The organism is Leptospira jelokensis, assembly GCF_004769635.1.
Lineage (GTDB): Bacteria > Spirochaetota > Leptospiria > Leptospirales > Leptospiraceae > Leptospira_A > Leptospira_A jelokensis.
This window is the reverse complement of record NZ_RQGH01000024.1, coordinates 109,396-132,556: the sequence shown is the minus strand read 5'-3', so window position 1 is coordinate 132,556 and position 23,161 is coordinate 109,396. Positions and strand designations below refer to the sequence as shown.

Sequence of the window (23,161 nt, the reverse complement as noted above, 5' to 3'; positions counted from 1 at the left end):
GAACAAAAGAACTTTTTAACCAGAACATATGTCAATTTTTACTAATTTGAGTTTATTAGAAAACCTATGTAATCGCATTTATTTTTTACTTTAAGGGTGGTCTAATTTTGAAATTTCTTTTTTTGTCTTTTAGTTAAAATTCGTAAATACTAATTTTAAGGTATTTTTTTTAAATAATAATACCCAAAGCAATTATAACAGATTATTCATTTTCAATATTCTTTTTTATTGGGTTCAGTTCTAGGTTACATTTTTTTCAATTTTCAATTAGTTTTAACAAATTACGCATAACGAACTAGACTTACCGAAGTTCCCCGACCCTGAGTCCCAACGGGACGTTAGGGACTGGCACGGAGTTTGCGGATGCAAACGAGTGACAGAAGGGGAATTTGGCGCAGCCCGAGCGAGGGCGAAGTCCCGAAGCGAAGCGGTAAGCCGCAGTTATGCGAAGGTCGTTATTTCTCAATATCATATTCTTTGTAGAATTTATTAAGTAAAATAAAAATATTTGGAAATTTTTCTTTTAAGAATAGTGGTTTTTCAAAAAAAAATTCACTTAAATAAGCAAATAATTCAGATTCATCAGAAATATTCGGTACTAAGTTTTTAAGTTCATACTTCAACTGCTGAAAATCTTTAATAAATACTTTATCCCAGATATCTTCATCTTTTTCAGAATTTAATTTTGGTATACCATCGAAATCACCAGATTTTAGATCAATAGCATGTGCAAATTCATGTGTAATAACGCAATCTCCATCAACAGGATTGGAAATACCACGAATAATTGTTCTCCATGATAAACCAAGATTTCCATTTTCACCAGTTACTCCATCTAGTTTGAAAGAAAATTCATGAGTTTCAAATTTGTCAGGAAAAATGATAATATTGTTAATATAATCATAATGTTTAAGACCAATTTTTCGAATTAACCTGACAGCAACACAAGCAAGAAAAGTTTTATGATACTTAGTTAGTAAAATATCTGGTGAAGATTTGATTGATTTGGAGAGTTTAAAGTGTTTGATTAAATAATTGTATTTTTTTCGATCAGTATGATTTAAATTTTTATAGAATTCAAAATTATATTCTAATAATTCTATTTCCTTTCTATTTAAAGGTACCAAATGTGCAATTGGTTTTGAAACTAATCTTCTAATGATGCCATATATTTTATTAATTTTCATGTGATTTTAACGACTTTCGCATAACGATTGATCGTTGTATATATTTTATTGGTTATAAGCCGTGCGTAAATTGTATATTGGTTATTGGCATTCTATGTGTGGTATGCGCATAGTTTTTATATCTTTTCCTGCGGGGGGAAATGGATTGGTGTTATTGCCTGCAGGTTGCATGGTATTGGTGTTTTTTGGCTTAAGAGACATAATTCCAGATTGCAGATGGTTATTTTTTTTGATAGAGTCGGGGTTTTGGCATAGCTTCGCCCCCTCACTCCCATGGAATGAAAAGTGAATCTGATTCTTGATTTGAAGGTTCTTTCTTCAAATATTTTTTTGTTTGGTGTTCTTTTTTCTCGTATAACAAGAATAGTATTTTAGGTTTTTTTGATATTTTTTCGTTTTCTATGCAATAAAAATGGAGTTGGTTGTATTGATTGTTTTACAGTAGTTTTGATTTTTTTCTAGGCAGAAGGGCAAAAATCTTTCTTCACTTATTAGTATTTCAAAATTTTTGAAACTAGAGATACCAATCCAAATCTCTTTGAAGGATTTTACCAGCAGATTTCTGTAATACCGACGGTCGTATTTTTGTGTTTTGTGATTGGATTTTGTACTGATTTCGTTATTGATTGACGCGGAATTTGATCTTTCGTGCAAACTAGTATTGTTTGTTTTATTATCTTTTTTTTCCATACGTTCGACAGTAAGGTATCGTTCTCCTTTTTTATCTGATTTTTGATTTACAACAATGTATTTGATTTTTTCACCAGCTTGGACACGCACTCCCATGTCCATTAAGTCTTTGACGGCGATTGTACTCGGTGCGTCAACGGTATAGTCTTCTGGTTCTTTTGATGTGGATTTTTGGATGATTAGATCTTTCCAGTTTAAGTTTCCTGTTACAAGTTTTTGATCATACGAATAGAAGATATCGATGATTTCGTTTTCTTTTAGCTGCATTTCTTTTATGGTTTTGAATTGGCACATCCATTGGATCATATGGTTTTGTGCTTCTCGTATGAGTTTTGGAAAATCTTTTCTTCTGGTGATAATGCCTCGACCTTTGAATTGACCGTTTATGAAACAGCCCATGTACCGGTTGGCAACAGGAAGTTTTTCATCTTGTGTTGAGGGTGGAAAACACAACCAAGAATAAATCCCTTCGATTTCCATTTTGATTTTTGTGCGTTTTTCAATTTCTAAGCAAAGCATTGTTAGATCTTCTCTTGAAATAGGGCTTTTGTCTTTTTTTTGGATGAAAATACTGTCTGTGATTCCGTGTACAACATTATAATTGTATTCTTCTGATACTTCTTTTGCTGTGATAAGTTTTTCTCTTCCGAATGCGGTAACGGCTTCGTGGCTTTCTAGTTTTCCGAATTTTGCATTTCTGTAACCGAGATATCCAAATGAAGTCACTAACATCCATTTTAAACTAGATTGTTTGGATTGGATATTCATTGAGTTGGGATGATTGTTTTTTTTTTGTTCTTTGTAGTGGTTACGTCTTTGGACAATATGTGCCAATGCTTCCGAAACAATTCCTTTTCGTTTGGCACAAATTCTATAGCCCAATGAAGGAACATTTTCGATGTTAGGTTCTCCTTCGCAACACAAACAATTGATTGTTTCTGGAGAGATATTATGTGTCACCATAATGCTTGGATACATTTGCGAAAAATCGAGTTGTGCTACATTTTCTAATACAAATCCATTTTGTATGTCGGCTTGGAAAACAAGTCCACCTTTATCGGCATTTAACAATTGTAAGGCAGTTTTTTCGGATTCTAATGCACTTTTTTGCCAAGGCACAAGGTAGTTCATGCGAAGTGCCACATCTACTTCGATGTAAGTGAGTGCTTTTCCTGTGGATGCTCTTGCCATTTTTTGAATTGGTAATCTGGATATGCGAGAGAGTTCGATGATCCCGATAAGTTCTGCTTCTTTATAGACAAAACTATTTCGGGAGTCAATATGCCACCTTCCAAAGAGTGGATAAGAAGGGGCTCGGAAAACAATGGTTCCATATGTATTAAAACTGGTTCCCTGTGTTTGAATGGATCGTCTAATTAAACTTGTTTTGTCTCTATCAAATTCTGTTGTTAGGTGATTTTCTTGTGCAGTTTTGAATAGGTAGGGGAATATCACTTGGTCTCCAAAGGAGGACAATACAATATCCGGATTGTGATTTTTGAAAATTTCGTTTAGGTTTTGGATGAGATTGATTCCATTTTTGGTTGGAATGCGATAAGTTTTTTGTGAAGTTTCTGCGATAAGTGTATTTTCTTGGAATGGGTGTCTATGGCTTTTCTCTAAGTAAAGGGAAATCGCTTTTAATTCTGGAACGTCATAGTCCAATTCATTGATGTCAGTGAGTGATTTTATGTTTTTGATATGATTGATTTGATTTTTTGAAACTTCATATTCGATTCTAATGTAAGCAAGTGGGTAGATGTTTTTTTCTACCATATACCCTGTGGTAATTTCGATATCAGAATGGTAGATATCGTATTTTCCATATAAATTAAAAAGTTTGTTTGTTATTTTTGGTAGGAGTTGTGGTTTCGATATGACAAGTTTTAAAACAGGGATGGTTTTGTTTTGATAGAATAATCGTTTTTCTGTAAAAGTAGGGATTTCTGCTAATGCATCTAATTCGTAAAAACGTTTTACTAATTTTTTAAGAATCGTTGGAGATGCATTGGCGTAAATGATTGGGAAGTATTCATCCACAAAAAGTTTTAACTCGCCTGAATCTGATTTGATCCAAAGATAAATTTTTTGTTCGGAATGGTAGATATCAAATAGATACCCTTTGTAAATTTCCATGTTTGATTGGGTTTTACATTGGTTTGATGTTTTTTTTCATTATAACTTTGTTTCCTCTGTTAGTTTTCTCTTGATTTCGGTTAATTCGTTTAGTTCTTTCTTTAATTGGATCATCATCGATAAAAGCATGGAATCTATCGGATAGGGAAGTGATGCCATTACACCAGCTTGCACCTGTAATTTGGAAACTCGGATGAGATCATCGAAGATTTCTTGGTCGGCCTTTCGAAGGGCTCTTCGAAAATCAGATAAGTTTTCTTCGATTTGTAACATTTGACGAGAATAGGGGGAAATGGTTCTGCCCATTTTATGCTCCTGTAAGGGATGTTTTTCGTGTTCGGATCCTTGAGAGTCCTTTTTCCGTTTTGAGTTCCCAAAGGGTTTGTGAAACACGTAAGAGTTTTGGGAAAAAAAGTTTGAAGTTTTGGTGTGAGTAGGTCCACGACTCAATGATGAGTAGTGGTATGTTTTCTGTGGGAAATTTTTCTATAAAGTTTAACATCAGATGTAATAAATAAATTCCCTCATCATCTTTCACATCTCCATCTAAAAATTGTTTGCAAGGAGCTAACAAAAAGTAAATGGTATTTTCTCTTTTTTCTTTTAGTATATTTTGTAAGGCATCTAAGATTTGATACGGTGTGAAGGCTCTTTGGATTTGGATTTGCTCTAAAAAAGGTTCTGGTGCAAGATTTTGTTTTCTGGTTTCTTCCGTGATGGTAAAGGGGTTAAATCGGATGGCACAGTCCAAATTGAATACCTGAAAGCCTGAGCAGACAAGTGCATATTGCCAGTAGTGGGCGAGTTTGTACATCCCCCTTTCGCCCGTGAGGAGACCCAAGTCCTTTTGGTTCCAGTTTTGTATGGGTTCGTAGAGATTGGAGGAAGAATGGCTTTGTTCTGCGAGTTCCATATGGTAACTAAATATATGTTTAGTAAAAATATGTAAAGTGAAATTTACTCGCAGTTACTTTTTTCATTGGCTGTAAAAAGGGGAGAAGTGAGAAACTTATGTGACATAATTCTTGATTTTTTCCCACATTCCTTTGGAAATGAGTCAAACGAATTGGAATCTATAGGAAGTGCATCAAAATGAAGTTACTGTTTGTTTCCATAATGGTAATGATCTCAGTGTTACACCCCAATGCCTATGCAGCGAACAGCCCACCCGATTGTACTCGGGTTAAAAAAGGGATGTTCTATTATGAAGCATCTCCCGATTTTTTCATCATCATCGAAAGGAATGGAAACTTCCAACGACAACATCGATTGTACGAAACATTTTATAAGGTAGAAAGCATCACTTGGCTGGATCCGTGTGCTTACATTTTAAAAACAACTGAAGTAAATGATCCTTTCCTTGGAAATGAAATCGGTTCAGAATCCGAAATCAGAATTGTATCCGTAAACGAAAACTATTATGAGTACATCACAAAAGAGAATGGGAAATGGAAAGATACACAAAGGATTTATTTTCTAAAAGATTTAGCAAAGATCATTGAAAAACAAAAGAAATACAATGTATCTGATTGAATCCCCAAAGAAAAGGAAAGAAAGATAAACGACCAACTTACACTTAAAAAAAGTTAGGTGGTCGTTCGGGTGTTTGGAGAACTAAAGTGGAGGGACTTCCCCTACGGTTTTTACACCCGTGATGAAATAACGAGTTTCAGCAAAACAACTAAAAGGGACACCGATGTGTTCTTCATATTCTAATACCACACGTTTACCAATCGAACCATTGAGTTCTTCGGCGATTGCTTCATCACGGATACTGAAATAGAACTTTTCCGTCATGGTTCCTGGCATGGTGACAAGCGCCATTTCCCCTTCCCAAGTTTTGCAAACCCAACCCTTTTTGGAAAGTTTTTGGATGTAACCTGCACGGTCACCTTCTGAATAACTCCAAGTGAGAGTGAGCCAAGTATAACCCGCAAAGATGATTGCGAGAAGGATGAGGAACAAACTGAAACGAAAGATGAATTTACCCATATAGTAATCATGAAGTTTGCCTAGGGATCGGAAACTTTCAAGACAATAATTTCTGAATTATCGCCTAAAGGATTTGAGATTCCAATACGAAACGAGCCCCCGCGCCAGGGATACGTAGGGCTTGGTCAGAGGAGGTGAAACCTCCGAGGACGGGAGCGTGAGCGGACCCCGGAGTAGCCCGTCCCCGTGTAGTGGTGGACTCATATCTTGGGAAAACTGGGGGCGCCCCAGTGGAAACGAAAAGGGAAAGAGCAAAAATGTGAACTTTTGGAAGGAAAAAATGGGGGGTTTTCGGAGAGGGATTGCCAAAAGACGGACCTTGTGGTAGAGGAGATTCATTGGGTGGCGGGTCCAGTTCCCCTCCCAAATCGGGTGGGGAGTACACTATCTTCTTGCCAAACCCCAATCCAAAACCAAATTATTCCCATGCAAAAGAAAATCCTCGTTTGGTTTTTGGTATTCCCGCTTTTCGCCTGTTCTAGTGCCGCAAGTTACCAAAAAATAGAAAATGTTAAACCAACAAAAAGATGGGGGGTAATGGAAGCGAAAGAAACGGCAAAAAGTATGAGCCATTCTTTATCAGTATATTATAAAACAGAATTGAAGAATGGATTTTTGGAATGGAAGGCCATTCAAAATAGTACTTCGGAACACATTGATACCAAATTAATCAGCAATGAGATTTTAAACCAACTAACAAAAGATAAGGTGCCTTTTGTTGATACTTCCATACGAGAGGATGCGACAAAGGAAATGGCTTTTGGGAAAACAGGAATGGTGTCATCTGATTCTCGTTTGTCGGTTGGAAAGTTTAAATCTCCATCTCATCAAATTAAAGGTGAGATCAATGAAATAGTGAATTATGAATCGGGGGATAAAATCCAATACATTACAGTCACTCTCTTTTTAGTTAGTTTGGAAACGAACCAAATTGTTTGGTCGGAACAGAGTAATTTTCTAAAAAAAAGTAGGGTAGAAGGTTATGGTTTTTGAAGGTCTGGCACAAATCCAAATCGAACTTTAATCTTCCCAATAGCAGGAGTCAGGTGGTAGGTGACTGGCCCTTGTGTAGAGGTTAGTTTGGGATTCGTTAGTTTAGACTTTGATTTTCCTATCCAAACATATTCTGGGAAAAAACGGACATATCGATAATCGGTGGAAATATCCAAATCTTCTTTGATATTGGTTTTAGCATCTTCAATCGATTGGTCTACCCATTCACTTCCTAGTTTGAAACCAGAGATCATGATCGTAATTCCAGCAGCTGCTAATTCTTCGGAACTTGCTTCCGCTCCCAAATAAACAATCCCTGCTCCTAGAGCGACAATGGTTGCACCAACTAACACGGAACCAGTGATTTTTAAGGTTCCTTTGGTTCCTTCTTTGAGAGCTGTGGCCGAAACCAATTGGAAGTATTTGGAATCTTGGATGAGTTCTGAGATTTCATTGTCACGGATGAGATGGCGTTCATACCAACCGAGGGTCCCTTTTTCCAAACTAAGAGACAATGTTTTGTTATTGTCGAGTAAGAGGAGGGTACTTTGTTTTCCTGAAGTTTGGAATTTGAGATTCCGTAGCCCTCGGATAAAGTTAAGATTCACAGAAGGGTCCATTGTTGGTTCTGCCCCTGGGCCACCAAAGATAAAGATAAACTCACCATCTGCTGGAAATGTCTCCGAAGTTAGGGAACGAATGGAATGGGATTGGGGTTTTAGCTGCGTAGCTTTACGAAAATCCACCATCGCTTCTTCTTTCGATCCTGTAGAAAGCCAAAGAGAGGCAAGTAATAGGCGTAAGGTGGGATCATCAAACTGGCCTTCAGCACTCCATTCTCCACTGAGTAAATTGCTGGCATACCTTGCTTGGATTTTAGCTTTGTCATACTCTTCCGCACGTGCATAATAAAGCCCAAGTAAAATATGTAGGTAAATGATTTCGGCCTCGGATGCATAGTACCCGTCCTCTGATTCCATATAAAAAAAGGATTTTAAGGAACGGGTTGCACTGAAGCGCAATCGTTCCTTACTTTCTTCCGCTAGGGATTCGAGGTCTTTGTAATCGGTTCCTCCGTTTAAAAAACCGAGATGGGCTTTTTCTAAAACAGAGATAAATCCTTTTTTCTCTTTCGATGGTAAGTGGGAAATGGTTTTCGAAAGGTCCCCTGTTTCATACATACGAAGGGATGATTCATAGTCCTGCCGTTTCGAAAGACTGGAACATTGGATGGTTAAACTGAATGAAATTGCAACAAGGACAAAGATATGCATCAAACACACCCTTTCCTTGTTTTCAAAGTTGTCTATTCGAAATAGGATTTGAGACCTGATTCAAATTCGACTGCGAGTGACTTGGTTGTCCATTCCCAATGGAAACCGTCTCCTTTGACAGAAAGGGAAGACTTTGCACTGGATGATCCGATGGGGTAAAAAGACAAACCCTTCGCAGTGAAGGATTCACTTACCTTTGCTTCATCACTTGGTAAAAAACTCACGATGAAACTTGCGCCCGTTTCACCAAAACACAAAGCATCGAGCCTTTGCACTTTGGATTGCAGGGCACTCAAATTGACCTCGATCCCTTTATTCCCCGATATGACGATTTTGGCGAGGGCAACAAGGAGACCACCGAGTGACAGGTCTTTGGCGGAAGTGAGGAGTCCTTTTTTACGGCATTCGATGAGACTGTCTATGGTTTGTTTTTCCTTTTCTAAGGAAATCTTCGGGATGGCACCTGTATCAAGGCCTTGTGATCTGTACAAATACTCAGAAGCAGAGACTGTGGGTTGGAAATCACCTACGAGTGCATACTTCACCGTTTCATTTGTTTTTGGAAATGTACGAAGTCCCTTTGCCACATCATCAATCACTCCCACCATACCGATGGTAGGTGTGGGAAACACTGGGCCTTCAGGGGATTCGTTATAAAAGGAAACGTTTCCACCTGTGACAGGTAGGCCAAGGTAACGACAAGCATCCCCAAGCCCTCTCACACATTCACTGAACACATAATAATTTTCTGGGATGTATGGGTTTCCGAAGTTGAGGTTATTGGTCACTCCATACGGTTCGGCACCCGTTGCTGCCACGTTTCTTGCTGATTCGCAAACAGCAATTTGAGCCCCTTCATAAGGGTTGAGAAACGTATAACGCGAGTTACAGTCTGTTGCAACAGCAATCCCTTTTTTGGTACCTGGGATTCGCACAAGGCCACCGTCTTCTCCAGGTTCCACCACTTTCACAAGACCCACTTCTGTGTCGTATTGTTCGTAAAGAGGCCTTCTCGAACTAATATTAAGAGAAGAAAGTAAACTATTTAATGTTTGTGGCACGGTGTCTGGTTTTAGGTCAGGGATCGTGTTTGGATCAAATTTTACCACCTCATCCAAGTAAGACGGTCTTTTTTCTTCTCTCACATACCGAGGGGCACCACCACCAAGGACGAGGGATTCTGCTGGGATTTCTGCTTTGAGGGATCCATTCTTTCGGATGCGTAAGATTCCATCAGCAGTAACCGTTCCAATTTCAACAGCATTTAACCCCCATTTGTGGAAGATTGAAACGAGTTCCTCTTCTTTGCCCACTTCAGGAATGACTAACATTCGTTCTTGGGATTCGGATAACATGATTTCATAGGCATTCATGTCCGCTTCGCGGAGAGGCACTTTGTCGAGGTCCACATCCATCCCCGTTTTCCCTTTCGCACTCATCTCAGAGGTAGCACAAGAAATTCCTGCCGCACCCATATCTTGGATTCCCACAAGGAGGTTCTTTTGGATGGCTTCTAGAGATGCTTCCATCAGGAGTTTTTCCATAAAGGGATCTCCCACTTGCACTGCAGAACGTTTTTCTTCGGATTCTTTGGTGAGGTCTTTGGAAGCAAAACTTGCTCCATGGATTCCGTCTCGGCCAGTGGTGGCCCCTACGATGTACACCTTGTTTCCCACTTTTCCTTTGGTAGAGGCAGAAGCCATTTCGTTGTGTTTGGCGATCCCTACCGTCATGGCATTGACAAGTGGGTTTTTTGTGAAAGTGGGGTGGATGAAAAGCTCCCCACCACCAACAGCAATCCCTAGTGAGTTCCCATAATCACCAATCCCTTTTACGGCACGTGTGAGTAGGTATTTGTTCCGTGGTTCTTTCGGATCACCAAACCGGAGTGAGTTGAGGGATGTAATGGGACGAGCACCCATGGTAAAGATATCACGCATGATCCCACCCACACCCGTTGCAGCACCTTGGTAAGGTTCAACGGCAGTTGGGTGGTTGTGGCTTTCAATTTTAAAGACAACAGCAAGCCCATCACCAATGTCCATGGCCCCTGCATTTTCTTCTCCTGCCTGGGCAAGGAGTTTGTCTGATTTTGTGGGAAGGGTTTTTAATTTTAAAATGGAGTTTTTATAAGAGCAGTGTTCCGACCACATGGCAGAAAAAATTCCAAGTTCAGTTGAATTGGGAATCCTTCCTAAGATTTTTTGAATTTCAACAAATTCAGTTTCGGTAAGTCCGTGTTCTTTTGCTTCTTCCAGACTAACTTTCTCTTTTTCCATGTGTGTTTCCTTAAACGATTTCCCTATAATTGCGATTGAAATAGAGAAGGGGGGATCCTTCTTTTGTGGCCACAGCTTCCACAAGTCCAATGAAGATCCAATGGTCACCTGCATCCATGATTTGGTGCACAAGGCAGTCCAATGAAGCCAAAGATCCCTGTAAAATGGGGGCTCCGGTGGAAAGTTTCCCTGGGTTTAGGCCTTCCAAAACAACCGCTTTGTCCAGGGAACCAGAAGCAAAATCAGCGGAAATTTGTTTTTGTTCGGAAGAAAGAATATTCACAGCAAACTTTCCCGCCGACTCGATGGCAGTTTTTGCTTTGGAATGTTTTGCCAAACAGAATAAAACTAACGGTGGTTCAAGGGAAACCGAGGAAAAACTGGAAACAGTCACTCCACCTTTCTGTTCCGAGGATTCGTAGGTGATGACGGAAACTCCCGATGCCCAAAGGGAAAGAGAGGTTTTGAACTGATCGATTGCAACTGGCATAATGGCTCCGTATTGACAAATATCAATTTCTGGAAGGATTCTAAAATCGAAATTCCATTTGACCCATTGATAATTTTAAGCAGTCATTCTAGGAAAGGGCACTCCTATGAAAGCATTGACGAGACACAGAGAATTGATTTTACAAGACCTGAAAGAGAGGCACGACCATCCGACTGCGAAAATGGTGTTTGAATCTGTCAGGGACAAAGCAGACAAAATCAGTTTTGCCACTGTATACAACTCATTGGAATACCTGGTAGAGCACAAAATGGTGAACAAACTCAATATTGAGTCGGAATCGGTTCGGTATGATGCCTTTCTCGATGACCATTCCCATTTGATTTGCCAATCCTGTGGGACCATTTTAGATGTGCCGGCCCTCAAACTTTCTGAAACCACCGATTGGAAGGCGATGGGATTTGTGGCAGACCACATTGACATCGTGGTGGGTGGCACTTGTTCCAATTGTCTATCCCACTAAATTGTAATGGATAGGGAGGTTTCCTCTCCCAAGCTTGCCCTATGGGCATCATCCATTCCCTCTCTCCTGACCTCATCAACCAAATTGCGGCAGGAGAAGTCATTGAATCCACTCACTCCATCCTAAAGGAACTCATCGAAAATTCCATCGATGCAGGTGCCAAAAAAATTGAAATTGCAACAGAGAACGCAGGCCTTGGTCGGATCCTTGTCTCTGATGATGGGCATGGAATCCAGAAGGAAGATTTGCCGCTGGCGATCAGGCGTTATGCCACAAGTAAAATCCAAAACTTCCATGACTTAGAACACCTCTTTACCTTTGGGTTTCGGGGGGAAGCCCTTGCTTCCATTGCTTCTGTATCAAAACTTGTGATTGAGTCGGGGACGGAAGGGAACCGCATGGCAAACCGTGTGGTGGTAGAAGAAGGAAGGATTGTATCCGAAGAAGAGATTCCATTTTTCCAAGGGACAAAAATTGAAATTAAGGATTTATTTTATAATACTCCTGTTAGGCGAAAATTCCTAAAAACAGAATCGGGAGAAGAGAAAAAAAATAGAACACGTGTACAAACCATGGCACTCGGCGAACCTTCGATTGGGTTTCGGTATGTACAAAATGGAAAAGAAGTGTTCCATGTCCAAGCGGAAGAACCATTGGAACGAGTCCTTTCGATTTACGGTGAAAACCTCCGTGATCACCTGCTTCCCATCCATTCCAGCCGAAATGGAATGACATTACGTGGGTTTATCTCTCATCCCGATTTTTATAAATCCTCGAGGACTGGGCAGTTTTTTTTCGTGAACAACCGTTCGGTGGAACTCAAATTTTCTGCCCAAATCTTAAAACGATGTTACGGAGAATTATTACCAAGCGGTGCCTTTCCGTATGCGTTTTTATTTTTTGATCTCCCACGTGAGTTTGTGGATGTAAATGTCCACCCTCAAAAAAAAGAAGTTCGGTTTTTATCGGAAGAAACAATCACAGGGATGTTATTCCATGGGATCACAGAGGTATTACGCACTTCCACTCCCGTAGAATTTTTAGAAATGCGACGAAGGCTTTCCATGCCCATACCGTATGACAACACGGGAAACAAATCAGAGTTTGGTGGTAGTGAAACTTCGTTTGGCGGTGGGTTGGGTTTCGGTTATGGGAATTATGGAGAAGGGGGAAACAAACAAGTGGAAGGGAATCCTCTCCTTGGGCCGAGTGTTATCGAAGGCCGTGCAGGTTTTTCCTTGGAAGGGATTGGGGCAGGAACAAACTTACATTTATTAGGTGACAATCTCACAAAACACAATTTGTTTGTCCCGAAAAAACACTACGGTGTGATCTTTGAAACCTTTATTTTGGCGGAAGCGGAAGATGGGCTCTACATCATCGACCAACACACGGCACACGAACGGATCCGTTACGAAGAAGTATTACGTGACCTCAAATCCAAAGCCTACAAATCCCAAAGTTTACTCACTCCCATTCGATTGGAGCTGACAAAAGAAGAAGCCGAAGAGATGATTTCTGAGAAACATCGGTTCTTTGCACTTGGGATCACACTAGAACCCTTTTCGGGAGGCACGATCCTCATCCGCGAGGTGCCGTCATACATTGATCCTGGGAAAGAAACAGAAACCATCCTCGACCTTTGGGAACGTTTCAAATCCAAAGACCCAGAAGAGAAAGAGTTGTATGATGAGATGGCAAAATGTGTGGCTTGCCGGTCTGCCATTAAAAAAGGAGACCAGGTCTCTGACCCCATCATTGGGGAATTGTTGCAAAGGCTTTCCTACTGCGAAAACCCATCCCTTTGCCCCCACGGCCGGCCTACCCTCATCAAACTCACACGAAAAGACTTGGAGACCATGTTCCACAGGATCTAAACTGCCAAACCAATCCGAAAAACATTGATAGATTTAACGGTTTCGAAATTCTAGGTTCTGATGCCAAGACCCCTAGAAGGCAAAAACATGACCCTGCGTGAGAAGGAAAAAATCCTACTCCAAAAAATCAAAGCAGGGGATCCGACTGCCTACATGACACTTGTCTCTCCGTTTCGGGAGAGGCTCTTCCGAAAGGCAGTATCTATGGTCAAAGACGGCGATGATGCCGAAGACATTGTCCAAGACGCTCTCATTTCTGGTTACAAATCCATCCAAAACTTCCGTGCAGAAGCAGGTGTGTATACCTGGCTTTACCGCATTGTGGTGAATAAGTCCAAGGACTTACTTGCCAAAAAGAAACGAGGCCGTGAAAAACCCATGGATGACTCAGGGGATAACCAATTTGTGGATTCTCGTGTCGGATATGAAAAAAAATTGGAACTTTCTGAAGAATCCAGTTATCTAATGAGTAAGATTGCTCTCCTAGAAGATTCCTACAAACAAGTTCTCGAACTTCGTTATTTTGAAAACCTTTCCTATAACGAAATTGCTGAGATCATGGAATGTAATGTAGGGACTGTGAAGAGCCGTCTCTTTAAGGCGAAGGAGTTTTTGAAGCACCTCATCCAGAAAGACGAAAAGGGAGAAGGTTTCTTTGAAAAATAGGTTTATGAGTTTAAAAGATTGGTTTCGTGCACAATACCCAGGTCTCTTCCCAGAAGACACTGATTCCGTGGTTTTAGAGAATAAAATTTGTTCTCTCTTCCAACACATGAAAGAAAAGGAAGACACCATCCTCCCTCGAATGTCCAAAGACTTTGATGTTCGGTTACTGAATCTTTTAGAATCGGTTTCCATTGACCGTCCTACGGAAAAAAACTCCTTCTTTTCTCTACGGGACCTAATCGAAAACCGAACGGTGCAGTATTCCTTTTCCGCTGTTATGGCAGTGAGTTTGGTTTTTGTATTAATGAACCGTAGCCAATCGGAAACAAGCTTCACCAAAAATGATTCTGCTGGTGTGGTGATTGAACAAAACAATTACCAATATGAACCAACAAGCATTGACTTAAGTGAATCCTACCAAAAACGAGTGTTACTCGACCATTTACGGTCCGCTCCTGGTTCTGTGTATGGACTCCGGGAACTCGAACTCTATTATGAAAAAACGGGAAGGGATGCTGCGGCAGAAGAACTCCACCTTCTCATTGAATCTGTAGAACGATAAACCCCTTACACTAAGTTTTTGGCAAAGAGAACGGCATCCCTTGAGCGGATGTCGTCTGCTGAGTTTAGGATCGCAAGGGCAAATTGTTCGATCCTTGCCTCCAGTCGGAAATTCCCACCACTCCTTTCCTTACTATCCACAAGTCGTTTCAACTCAGCATACCAAATTTGGATGGTGGATTCGTCTTTTTTGATGGGAGGCGTGAAGATTCCAGATTTCCAGGCAAACACTGGTACGAGTTCTTTCATTTCCTCGTCTGTCGCACTCAACTCTGTGGCTTTTTGGATGAGACCTACCATTGGTGGCCAACGAACAAGGGTATGGGGGAAAAGTTGGGGGTCATTGAGGAATGCGGTGCGGTAGTTTTCGATCCCTTCTCTTTCATTCCCCGTCATCACTTGGGATTCAGCAAGAAAATACAAAAGTGCAGGAGATTGTTTGTTCCCCCCATACAAGAGAACTTCAATTGCCATAGAATAGTCTTGGATTTTGATAAGGCTACGGGCAAGGTCACCTAATAGCTCTTTGTCGAGGGCGTTTGAACCTTCCCATTGGTAAGCGAGTTTGAGATGGTCGCGTGCTTCTTTTAAGATACAATCTTGAGCGACAAAGAAACTATCCGTGTTTTGGAACCCACGTTTTCGAACTTCAGTTTCAAAATCGGAGAAGAGTTGGAGTAATAATTTCCCTCGCTCTTTTCCTTCTCTTGTTTTTAAAATGAGATCAAGTCGATGGTCCCAAAAACTTGCGATATAGAAACCGCTGATGGTAGCGAGGTCCTCAGGATCTCGATCCAGAAGTACAGAATAGATCGACTTTGCAGTTTCAAACTCACCATTTCCGAGATAGGTGAGTGCTTCTTCCGACTTCTGGATCATAAGAGATTAGTGTTGGCTTTTTTTGTCGTGGTGTTTACTTGTTTGGGAAATGATTTTATCTTCTAAACCATCGATACAAACATAAATATCTTTGTCTTGGTTGTGTGCATTGAAGTTGTTTCCATCGGCGTGTAACTTTAAGTTAGCGTGGATTTCTCCATGGATGGCTTCAAAGGAAACTTCGCAGGATACAATTTTTTGAACGAATTTTGTGACTCGTTCTAGTTTTTCATCTGCGTATTTCTCAGCTGCTTCGGACCTGTCTAAATGTTTCCAAGTATAATTGATTTTCATAATTTGTCCCAATTTGGTATGGAATGATTGTATTTTAGAAAAAAAGCTAACGTCAAATAAAAAAGAATTGAAGGTGGATGTTTCGAGGCATACTCCTTGTATGCATGGCGCCGGAAGAAAAAAAAATGAAAGCTGCAAAAAAACAGGCGGCCAAAAAAAAATCTGTCCACTCATTGCAAAAACAATCAAAACAGGATGCAAACATAACTCCCTCTGCATCCAAACTGGAAAACCCGAAGGAAACAAAAACTTTGGATTCCAAACCACTTCCTAAAATTTACAATGATTCCAAATTCACCAAACACCCGACGTACCCCACAGATGATTTAGTCAAAGTCCTTGTTCGTTCTCCAAAAGAAGCCTTTGTTTTTTGGAAGTTTTCGCCTGCGACCTTAGAGCGGGTCAGAAACGAATTGGATGTTCCGAGTACAAATAGTCTTACGTTTCGATTGAAGGTAGAATACCAAAATGTGTTTGGAAGTGACCGTGTGGAATGGTATGACCTTCCTCCTTTTACCGAATCGTATTATTTAAAGTTTATGTTCCCTGTTCGAAACGTGCAATGTATGATTTTTGTTTCCAATGGTGTGAAAGAGATTCCCTCCTTACATGCCACAGGAAAGGACCTTCCCCAAGGGACAGAATCATTCCGTTTGGACAAAGAGTGGATCCACCCCCAATGGATCCAAGAGGGACTTGTTACAGAAAGTCCTGGGGGAGAGTTTTACTTTCGGGATGAAAATGCAAGTGCCTATTATGTAAACCCAAGAAACCAAACTGGTAACAGAGACCAAATCCCAAACCCGAAACCGAATGAGATTTTATCCTTTGCCAATGGATCAGGATCGGGTAAGGGAATCCTTTGATGGACCAAACTGTCAAAGGGCATTTGGTTTTTGTCCTCCATGCCCACCTGCCTTTTGTTAGGCACCCTGGTTACGACACTCCTTTTATCGAAGAAAACTGGTTGAATGAGGCCATCCTCGAAACCTATATCCCTCTCATCAGAGTATTTAGGAATTTAAAAAAAGAGTCTGTTCCCTTTCGGATCACCATGTCTTTCACACCAACTCTTTCTTTGATGTTGACCGATGTTTATTTACAAAACCAGTTTCGAAAGTACATAAAAAACTTAATTGCCCTTGCCGAACACGAAACCAAACGAACGAAACACGATCCACACTTACAGTATCTGGCAACACGTTACCATGAACATTTTTTGGATACAGAATCCATATTTGAAGAAGCAAACGGGGATTTGACGAAGTTATTTTTACCCTTTATTGAATCAGGGGAATTGGAAGCGATGACAAGCCCTGCCACCCATGCCTTTTTGCCATTTTATGAATCGGAAAGGTCAGTGTTTCGTTCCCAATTGAAAAATGGCCGGCGAACATTCCGGCGCATTTGGGGCAGGGACCCAAAAGGGATTTGGCTTTCGGAATGTGGGTATACGGAATCGCTCGAAACAGAACTCGACCGAGAAGGGTTTCGGTATTTCTTTGTGGACACACATGGGATCACACACGCAAGTCCAAGGCCAAAATTTGGAGTGTATGCCCCCGTGGAAGTGGGGAGTGGGGTCTTTGCCTTTGGACGAGACCCTGAAAGTAGCAAACAAGTATGGAGTTCGATCGACGGGTATCCTGGGGACTATCGTTACAGAGAGTACTACCGTGACATCGGGCATGACCTTCCTTGGGAAGAAATCGCACCTTACCTCCATTCCAATGGGATCCGCATCAATACAAGCATCAAGTACTACCGCATCACAGGGAAAACTTCGGAAAAAGATTATTACCACCCTGACTGGGCAATGGAAGCTGTGGGAAACCATGCAGAAGATTTTTTACAAAACCGAATCAAACAAGCGGAACACCTTTATGCTACCAACAAACAACCATCAGTTGTTGTTTCTCCGTATGATGCGGAGTTATACGGCCACTGGTGGTATGAAGGGCCACAGTTCATCGAATTTTTATTCAAAAAAATCCACTTCAACCAAAATACCATCAAACTCTCTCACCCCCTCGAAGCGGCTCGTGCACTCCCAAGGATCCAATCTGTGGAAATGAAGATGTCGAGTTGGGGAGAAAATGGGTATGGGGAAGTATGGCTTGGTGCAAGCAATGATTGGATTTACCCTATCATCCATGACTTAAGCATTCGGATGCACAAACGAGTGCACGAATTTGCCAATGGAACCGAAAACCAAATCCGGATCTTAAAACAAATGGGAAGGGAACTCTTATTATTGCAAAGTAGCGACTGGGCCTTTATCATGAAAACAGGGACCATGGTGGACTATGCCATCCGCCGTACCAATGTGCACACCAATTTGTTTTTGGCATTGGAAGCGATGCTTGACGGGCCTTTGGATTTGGCAGTTCTTGAGGCCGCGGAAGCAGAAAATAATGTTTTCCCTGACATCCGGCCCGAAGATTTTCGTTAGAATCATTCTAAAAGAATTTGCCACGATTGGGCAGGTTTTGGAAACTGGAGGAGATCGGAGGGTGTTTATGACGAATTTTTACCGTTTTCCCTTAGTTCTATCCGCGCTTTTCGTATTGGGCAACATTGTGTTTTGCCAATGGAACCACCGCGATTCCCAAGAAGGAGTGTTCCGTATGGATGATTCCGTCATTCGTTATGTGGAAACCCTGGAAGGGGCAGAAAAAAGCCAGGTCACAAAAAAACCATCTCCTTTTGGACAGGGCATTTTATAAACCAAACCCCAAATGGAATTCTACCCGCAAAATTAAATTGTTTTTTGCGGGTTTTGGTAAGGTGCAAAGGAAGGAAACCGGTTCACTTCGGTTTGAAGTCTACGTTGTCCCAATAGTCCTTTCCATAATCAAAAAAGATCTCTTCGCCTTCTTTAATTGTTTTTAAAACCTTAAAACGAGCAGTTTTCCATCTGACAGAAGTGATGAGTTCTGCATTGGGTTTTGAAGAATGGTTGATATAACGGGTGTAATTTGACTCTTTCCCTTCCCCGTAAATCCACCAATCTTTACAGATCCAAAGCAGGTATTTTGAATCCACATATTTGTTTGATTCTGCTTGTTCATCGGTAATGATTTTACCCATGTAATAACCAACAGTATCACCCTTGTATAATGTTTGTTTGGTGAAAAGTCCCATACCAATATTGGGAACAGAAGATGGTTTAACGATAAAATCCTTCTCAGTATACACTACCGGTTTTCTTTTTTTGGCCTTCTTTACAGATTTCTTTTTCTTCATTTTCTACCTATATGACATAAGAGGAAAACAATTCTCCCTTGTAAAGCCATTGGCATTTAAGATTCACCATGTCCCACTCCGAACTTTAAAGGGATAGGGGGGCCTATGAAACGGGAACCACAAAAACAATCGGAAGAAAAAACCAATGTTGTGAATTTGGCCATTTACCGAGCCAAAAAGGCTTTGGAACGTGATGGTTTTGAAGTCGTGGAAAACCCAGACGGGAAAATTACCCTTGTCATTCGTCTTGCGAAATAAGCCCTCTTTAGGAACTTGGATACATGACAGCACTATTGGAAGGAACACGAATCGGAAACGGACAAAAACATTGTGTCATCGTTTCCAAGTTCAATGAATTCATCACAGAGTCCCTATTGAAAGGGGCCAAAGACGCATACAGGCAACATGGAGTGGCGGACTCTGATGTCACTGTTATCTATGTGCCGGGAGCATTTGAACTCCCACAGACCGTGAAACGTGTTTTACAATCGAAAAAATTCCAATTCTCTGCCATCGTTTGCCTAGGGGCAGTGATCCGTGGGGCCACATCCCATTATGATTTGGTTTCCGGTGAAGCCGCAAAAGTAGGATCTGTTGCCGATGGAACGGTGCCTGTGATTTTTGGTGTGATCACAACAGAATCCATCGAACAAGCAATCGAACGGGCTGGAACCAAAGCGGGAAACAAAGGCTACGAAGCAGCCACCACAGCCATCGAAATGGCAAATCTTTTCAAAGAGATCGGATGAGTTCTAGACACCGTGGGCGTAGCCTTGCCCTGATGTGCCTCTACCAAATCGATTTGGTAGGAACAGACCCAGAGCGGGCCATGAAATTTGATTGGTACGATAAAAAAATCACCCGAGAAGAAAAGGAATATGCTGTCTTTCTTGTGAAAGGAGTGGTTGAAAATCGAAAAGCGATCGATACTCTAATCAAGAAGTATTCGGAGAACTGGGAACTTTCGCGTATTTCCGTGGTCAATCGTTGTATCTTACGTTTGTCGATCCTAAGTTTGCAAAAGGAACCTTTCCTTGCTGCACCCGTTGTCATCAATGAAGCGGTAGAACTGACTAAGGAATTCGAAACGGACGAATCAGCGCAATTCATCAACGGACTTCTCGATGCCTTCTATAAGAAGGAGATCTTACCTAAAGATTCCCACTAAAATAAAAAATGGATCCCATCCAAAAAAACCGCTTTCGCATTGAGGAACAAACCTCCAAGCCAAGTTATTACCAGGAAGATCCATACTTAAGGAACCTGGGAAAAGAAAAAGAAACGACGTATGAATCAGAAACAACGGTTAGACGCCCAGTTTTATCGTTTTTATTTTGGTCGTTCCTTGTCCTCCTCATCCTTGGGTTTTTGACCGCCGCTTACTGGTGGTACTTACAAAAAAAACAAAATCCAGAAGAAATTGCCAGGGTCCTTAAAGACTTACCCACAGACAAAAAAGCATTAAACCTCCTTGTCGATAAACCGTATCTCCCAGATGATTCGGTGAATCCGAAACTTGCGGCATGCCTCAATGCCTATCACAACCGTTATGTGAACCGTGTGGGAACTGTTTGCGAGGAATTTTTAAATTCACCAGGTAGCGACGAAGACAAGTCGATTGCCCTGACTGTGCTTGGGGTGATGTATGATGAAGCAGGCCGTTACATCAATGCCATAGAACGATTGGAAAAAGCAATCCAATATGATTCCAAAAACTATTTTGCATTTTATAATTTGTCTCTTGCTTTCAAACACGCAGGGAAATTTGAAGAAGCAAGGCGTGCCGCACAGCGTGCGAAAGAAATTGCACCAAATGATTACCGGGTGGCCCTCTTACAAGGGAATTTATTCCAAGAGATTGGAGATCCGACAAGTGCCATCGAAGCGTACAAAGAAGGGCAAGCCCTTGCGCCCACTGATGTCACGCTCACCTATAACCTTGCGATCAGCTATTTAAAACAAGGGAACATTGCCGAAGCCATTGCTGAATTCCAAAAGGTAGTCCAAACCGCACCCAATTCCCAAACAGCCGTTTTGTCCTATGGCCACTTAGGAACCATCTTCTACCAAAGAGAAGATTATGATAGAGCGGAATACTATTTCCGCGAAGTGATCCGATTGAAAACGGGGGATGCCAAGTCTTACTATAACTTAGGTTTGGTGTATTTAAAGAAAAAAGTTCCGGAAGAAGCAGCTAAGTACTTCCAAAAGGCCCTCGATTCAAATGCGAATGAACCTGAAGTATACCGTTACATTGCCGATGCCTTTTTGTCCATGGGGCAAACCAATATGGCAATCACCGCCTTAAAAAAAGCACTGCTCTTAAAACCGTCAGATGTGGATTCTCTTTTTGCACTCGCAGAACTCTATTATAAAAAAGGGGAACTTGTAGAAGCAGAAAGCCTATTCCGTCGGATCATCCGCCTAACACCTGGGGATACGTATTCGGAAACCGCTTATGTCAACCTGGGGATCATTTTGGATGAAATGGAACGGTATTCGGAAAGTATCGCCGCTTTCGAAGGGGCTTTGTCCTTAAATCCCAAAAACCAATCTGCTTATTATAATTTGGGCCTTTCCTATTTACATGCAGGGAAACCAACCATGGCAATAGAATCCTTACGTAAATCGCAGGCCCTTGATCCCAATCATGTTCCTTCGAGGCTTGCCATAGCGGATTATTACTTAGAAAACAGGTTTTTTTCTGAAGCCATTTCGGAATATGAAGAGGCGATTGCTTGGAAACCAGAACTCTATGAAGCAAGGCTGAAACTGGCAGATGTTTACATCCAAACGAAAAATTACCCAGCCGCAGAAAAGATGTTAGTGTATGTTTTGGAAAACGCGAAAGACCCAAAAGAAATCAAACTCGCTCACAGAAAACTTGCCTTAAGTTATGCAAGTAGTGGGAATACTGGTTTGTCCAAACGCGCAAAAGAAGAAGCATTTCGTGCCACACACATTGACCCTGAAGATATGGAATCAAGGCTTGTCCTTGCCAAAATTCTCATTGATTCCGGGTCTCTTGTGGACCGCGAAAAAGCGATTGAAGAGTTAACAGTCATCACACGTTCTGATGTTACACCTACCATTTCTTCCAAAGCCCATAACTATTTAGGTGTTTGTTATTTTAAAAATGGGGAATTCAAACGGGCACTTTCTAGTTTCCAAACGGCCATCGACTTAAATCCCAGTTTGTCGGAAGCCTACGAAAACAAACGTGCCGCAAGAGCCCAATACGAAAAATCTTTGGAAACCAAAAAGAGAACCTTTTATTGAGTTTGTTTGAATTCATCCCACATCCTAAATTCCCAGAATTTTACGAAATTTGCCGTCATACCGGAGTTTTGCGATATTTGCCCGCAAAACAAAGGGAGTATGGGGACAGTTACTTCATGGAAGAATACATGTCCCAATACAAAAAGTCTTATTATGAAGATGAAATAAACCTTCGTGCGATGGCAAAACGTCGCCTCGCTAATTTGACCAATTTGGTTCCATTCAGAGAAGGTCATCCCACCATGAAGGAAACGTTTCAAAACCATTCCCTTTTGGAAATTGGATCGGCTGCTGGTTTTTTTTTAGATGAAGCAAGGATTGCCGGATTCAAAACCAAGGGACTCGAACTCTCACCAAAAGAAGTGGAATACGCAAAAACCAAACTTGGACTTGATGTGGAAAGGCGCTCTGTGCTTTCTTTTGGGGAAGGGGATTGGAAAGATTCCTTCTCTGTGATCGCTGCCTTTTTTGTGATCGAACACCTTGCCGATATTGACGGTATTTGGAAACGGTTGAACCACTGGTTACAGCCTGGTGGGTTTTTGTACCTTGCGGTTCCTTCTAGTTTTGGGCCAAGTTTCCAAACAAATCCAAATGAATGGTTTCGCACCCACCCCTCCGACCACTTTTTTGACTACTCTGTCCACTCTCTGAAAAAACTCTTGTCAATCCTTGGCTTTGACGTGAACTATGTTAGACCTATGTCGTATCACTCCTACCGGGATTTAGGCCTACGAGGCAAACTCCCCGAATGGCTGTATCGACTGTATGCAAACCAATTTGCTTATGGTGATACCATCGAACTGATTGCCAGAAAAAGAAAATACTGAAATCCAA

General features: G+C 41.2%; 25 protein-coding genes. 14 read left to right on the top strand and 11 right to left on the bottom strand.

Annotated elements, in window-relative coordinates; translation table 11 throughout:
- Positions 1-455 precede the first annotated feature (455 nt).
- The 4 genes from EHQ62_RS09905 to EHQ62_RS09890 all read right to left on the bottom strand — a co-directional run bounded on the left by EHQ62_RS09905 (position 456) and on the right by EHQ62_RS09890 (position 4,926).
- Positions 456-1,187 (bottom strand): zinc-dependent peptidase, encoded by a 732-nt coding sequence (locus EHQ62_RS09905; RefSeq protein WP_135642381.1) that lies wholly within the window; start codon positions 1,185-1,187, stop codon positions 456-458.
- Positions 1,188-1,586: 399 nt separating this feature from the next.
- Positions 1,587-4,013: a DNA polymerase domain-containing protein gene (locus EHQ62_RS09900; RefSeq protein WP_135642379.1), complete on the bottom strand. Its 2,427-nt coding sequence runs from the start codon at positions 4,011-4,013 to the stop codon at positions 1,587-1,589.
- A 39-nt stretch (positions 4,014-4,052) separates the two neighbouring features.
- The gene (locus EHQ62_RS09895) at positions 4,053-4,319 is read right to left on the bottom strand and encodes a DUF8156 family protein (protein ID WP_135642377.1); all 267 of its coding nucleotides are present in this window, start codon (positions 4,317-4,319) and stop codon (positions 4,053-4,055) included.
- Between the two features lies 1 nt (position 4,320).
- Positions 4,321-4,926: a hypothetical protein gene (locus tag EHQ62_RS09890; protein WP_135642375.1), complete on the bottom strand. Its 606-nt coding sequence runs from the start codon at positions 4,924-4,926 to the stop codon at positions 4,321-4,323.
- A gap of 179 nt (positions 4,927-5,105) precedes the next feature.
- Here EHQ62_RS09890 and EHQ62_RS09885 point away from each other — a divergent pair, with 179 nt between their 5' ends.
- On the top strand, positions 5,106-5,546 hold the full coding sequence (locus EHQ62_RS09885) for a hypothetical protein (protein WP_135642373.1): 441 nt from the start codon (positions 5,106-5,108) through the stop codon (positions 5,544-5,546).
- A gap of 81 nt (positions 5,547-5,627) precedes the next feature.
- Here EHQ62_RS09885 and EHQ62_RS09880 read toward each other — a convergent pair whose 3' ends face one another.
- A complete protein-coding gene (locus EHQ62_RS09880; protein ID WP_135642371.1) occupies positions 5,628-6,005 on the bottom strand; it encodes a hypothetical protein in 378 nt (125 codons plus the stop codon).
- Positions 6,006-6,542: 537 nt separating this feature from the next.
- Between EHQ62_RS09880 and EHQ62_RS09875 the strand changes: the two genes are divergently transcribed.
- Positions 6,543-6,998 (top strand): penicillin-binding protein activator LpoB, encoded by a 456-nt coding sequence (locus EHQ62_RS09875; RefSeq protein WP_244241728.1) that lies wholly within the window; start codon positions 6,543-6,545, stop codon positions 6,996-6,998.
- On the opposite strand, the gene EHQ62_RS09870 is transcribed toward EHQ62_RS09875, so the two are convergent.
- Genes EHQ62_RS09870 through EHQ62_RS09860 form a run of 3 tightly spaced genes read right to left on the bottom strand, consistent with a single transcriptional unit; the run spans position 6,986 to position 11,041 of the window.
- Positions 6,986-8,272, bottom strand: coding sequence for a hypothetical protein (locus tag EHQ62_RS09870; RefSeq protein WP_135642367.1), 1,287 nt, complete (start codon positions 8,270-8,272; stop codon positions 6,986-6,988). The genes EHQ62_RS09875 and EHQ62_RS09870 overlap by 13 nt on opposite strands.
- A gap of 32 nt (positions 8,273-8,304) precedes the next feature.
- Positions 8,305-10,551 carry a phosphoribosylformylglycinamidine synthase subunit PurL gene (gene purL / locus EHQ62_RS09865; RefSeq protein ID WP_135642365.1) on the bottom strand — a complete coding sequence of 749 codons (2,247 nt, stop codon included), beginning with the start codon at positions 10,549-10,551 and terminating at the stop codon, positions 8,305-8,307.
- A 10-nt stretch (positions 10,552-10,561) separates the two neighbouring features.
- Entirely contained in the window at positions 10,562-11,041 is a 480-nt protein-coding gene (locus EHQ62_RS09860) for a flavin reductase family protein (protein ID WP_135642363.1), read from the bottom strand.
- 106 nt (positions 11,042-11,147) lie between these two features.
- On the opposite strand from EHQ62_RS09860, the gene EHQ62_RS09855 reads away from it, so the two are divergent.
- From EHQ62_RS09855 to EHQ62_RS09840, 4 genes are read left to right on the top strand one after another with little or no spacing between them, the layout of a single operon-like run.
- Positions 11,148-11,522: a Fur family transcriptional regulator gene (locus EHQ62_RS09855; RefSeq protein WP_135642361.1), complete on the top strand. Its 375-nt coding sequence runs from the start codon at positions 11,148-11,150 to the stop codon at positions 11,520-11,522.
- Positions 11,523-11,563: 41 nt separating this feature from the next.
- A complete protein-coding gene (gene mutL, locus EHQ62_RS09850) occupies positions 11,564-13,399 on the top strand; it encodes a DNA mismatch repair endonuclease MutL (RefSeq protein WP_135642359.1) in 1,836 nt (611 codons plus the stop codon).
- A 60-nt stretch (positions 13,400-13,459) separates the two neighbouring features.
- Entirely contained in the window at positions 13,460-14,065 is a 606-nt protein-coding gene (locus EHQ62_RS09845) for an RNA polymerase sigma factor (protein WP_233440819.1), read from the top strand.
- A gap of 4 nt (positions 14,066-14,069) precedes the next feature.
- Positions 14,070-14,627: an LIMLP_12425 family protein gene (locus tag EHQ62_RS09840; protein ID WP_135642357.1), complete on the top strand. Its 558-nt coding sequence runs from the start codon at positions 14,070-14,072 to the stop codon at positions 14,625-14,627.
- 5 nt (positions 14,628-14,632) lie between these two features.
- Here the strand turns inward: EHQ62_RS09840 and EHQ62_RS09835 are convergent, their stop codons facing one another.
- Positions 14,633-15,505, bottom strand: a complete 873-nt coding sequence (locus EHQ62_RS09835) for a hypothetical protein (protein WP_135642355.1) — start codon at positions 15,503-15,505, stop codon at positions 14,633-14,635.
- Positions 15,506-15,511: 6 nt separating this feature from the next.
- Positions 15,512-15,799, bottom strand: a complete 288-nt coding sequence (hpf, locus tag EHQ62_RS09830) for a ribosome hibernation-promoting factor, HPF/YfiA family (RefSeq protein WP_135621155.1) — start codon at positions 15,797-15,799, stop codon at positions 15,512-15,514.
- Positions 15,800-15,924: 125 nt separating this feature from the next.
- Between hpf and EHQ62_RS09825 the strand changes: the two genes are divergently transcribed.
- The 3 genes from EHQ62_RS09825 to EHQ62_RS09815 all read left to right on the top strand — a co-directional run bounded on the left by EHQ62_RS09825 (position 15,925) and on the right by EHQ62_RS09815 (position 18,525).
- Positions 15,925-16,665, top strand: a complete 741-nt coding sequence (locus EHQ62_RS09825; protein WP_244241727.1) for a hypothetical protein — start codon at positions 15,925-15,927, stop codon at positions 16,663-16,665.
- A complete protein-coding gene (locus EHQ62_RS09820) occupies positions 16,665-18,251 on the top strand; it encodes a glycoside hydrolase family 57 protein (protein ID WP_135642351.1) in 1,587 nt (528 codons plus the stop codon). Before EHQ62_RS09825 ends, EHQ62_RS09820 begins: the two co-directional genes overlap by 1 nt.
- Positions 18,252-18,318: 67 nt before the next feature.
- On the top strand, positions 18,319-18,525 hold the full coding sequence (locus tag EHQ62_RS09815) for a hypothetical protein (RefSeq protein ID WP_135642349.1): 207 nt from the start codon (positions 18,319-18,321) through the stop codon (positions 18,523-18,525).
- 82 nt (positions 18,526-18,607) lie between these two features.
- Here EHQ62_RS09815 and EHQ62_RS09810 read toward each other — a convergent pair whose 3' ends face one another.
- Entirely contained in the window at positions 18,608-19,045 is a 438-nt protein-coding gene (locus EHQ62_RS09810) for an SET domain-containing protein (protein ID WP_015678381.1), read from the bottom strand.
- A 105-nt stretch (positions 19,046-19,150) separates the two neighbouring features.
- Here EHQ62_RS09810 and EHQ62_RS18560 point away from each other — a divergent pair, with 105 nt between their 5' ends.
- Genes EHQ62_RS18560 through EHQ62_RS09790 form a run of 5 tightly spaced genes read left to right on the top strand, consistent with a single transcriptional unit; the run spans position 19,151 to position 23,154 of the window.
- On the top strand, positions 19,151-19,303 hold the full coding sequence (locus tag EHQ62_RS18560; RefSeq protein WP_167482865.1) for a hypothetical protein: 153 nt from the start codon (positions 19,151-19,153) through the stop codon (positions 19,301-19,303).
- Positions 19,304-19,326: 23 nt separating this feature from the next.
- Positions 19,327-19,794, top strand: a complete 468-nt coding sequence (gene ribH / locus EHQ62_RS09805; protein WP_135642347.1) for a 6,7-dimethyl-8-ribityllumazine synthase — start codon at positions 19,327-19,329, stop codon at positions 19,792-19,794.
- The gene (nusB, locus tag EHQ62_RS09800) at positions 19,791-20,213 is read left to right on the top strand and encodes a transcription antitermination factor NusB (protein WP_135642345.1); all 423 of its coding nucleotides are present in this window, start codon (positions 19,791-19,793) and stop codon (positions 20,211-20,213) included. Before ribH ends, nusB begins: the two co-directional genes overlap by 4 nt.
- Positions 20,214-20,221: 8 nt before the next feature.
- Positions 20,222-22,324 (top strand): tetratricopeptide repeat protein, encoded by a 2,103-nt coding sequence (locus EHQ62_RS09795; RefSeq protein ID WP_135642343.1) that lies wholly within the window; start codon positions 20,222-20,224, stop codon positions 22,322-22,324.
- Complete coding sequence (locus EHQ62_RS09790) at positions 22,321-23,154, top strand: class I SAM-dependent methyltransferase (RefSeq protein WP_135642341.1); 834 nt, start codon at positions 22,321-22,323, stop codon at positions 23,152-23,154. The genes EHQ62_RS09795 and EHQ62_RS09790 overlap by 4 nt, the downstream gene beginning before the upstream one ends.
- Positions 23,155-23,161 lie beyond the last annotated feature (7 nt).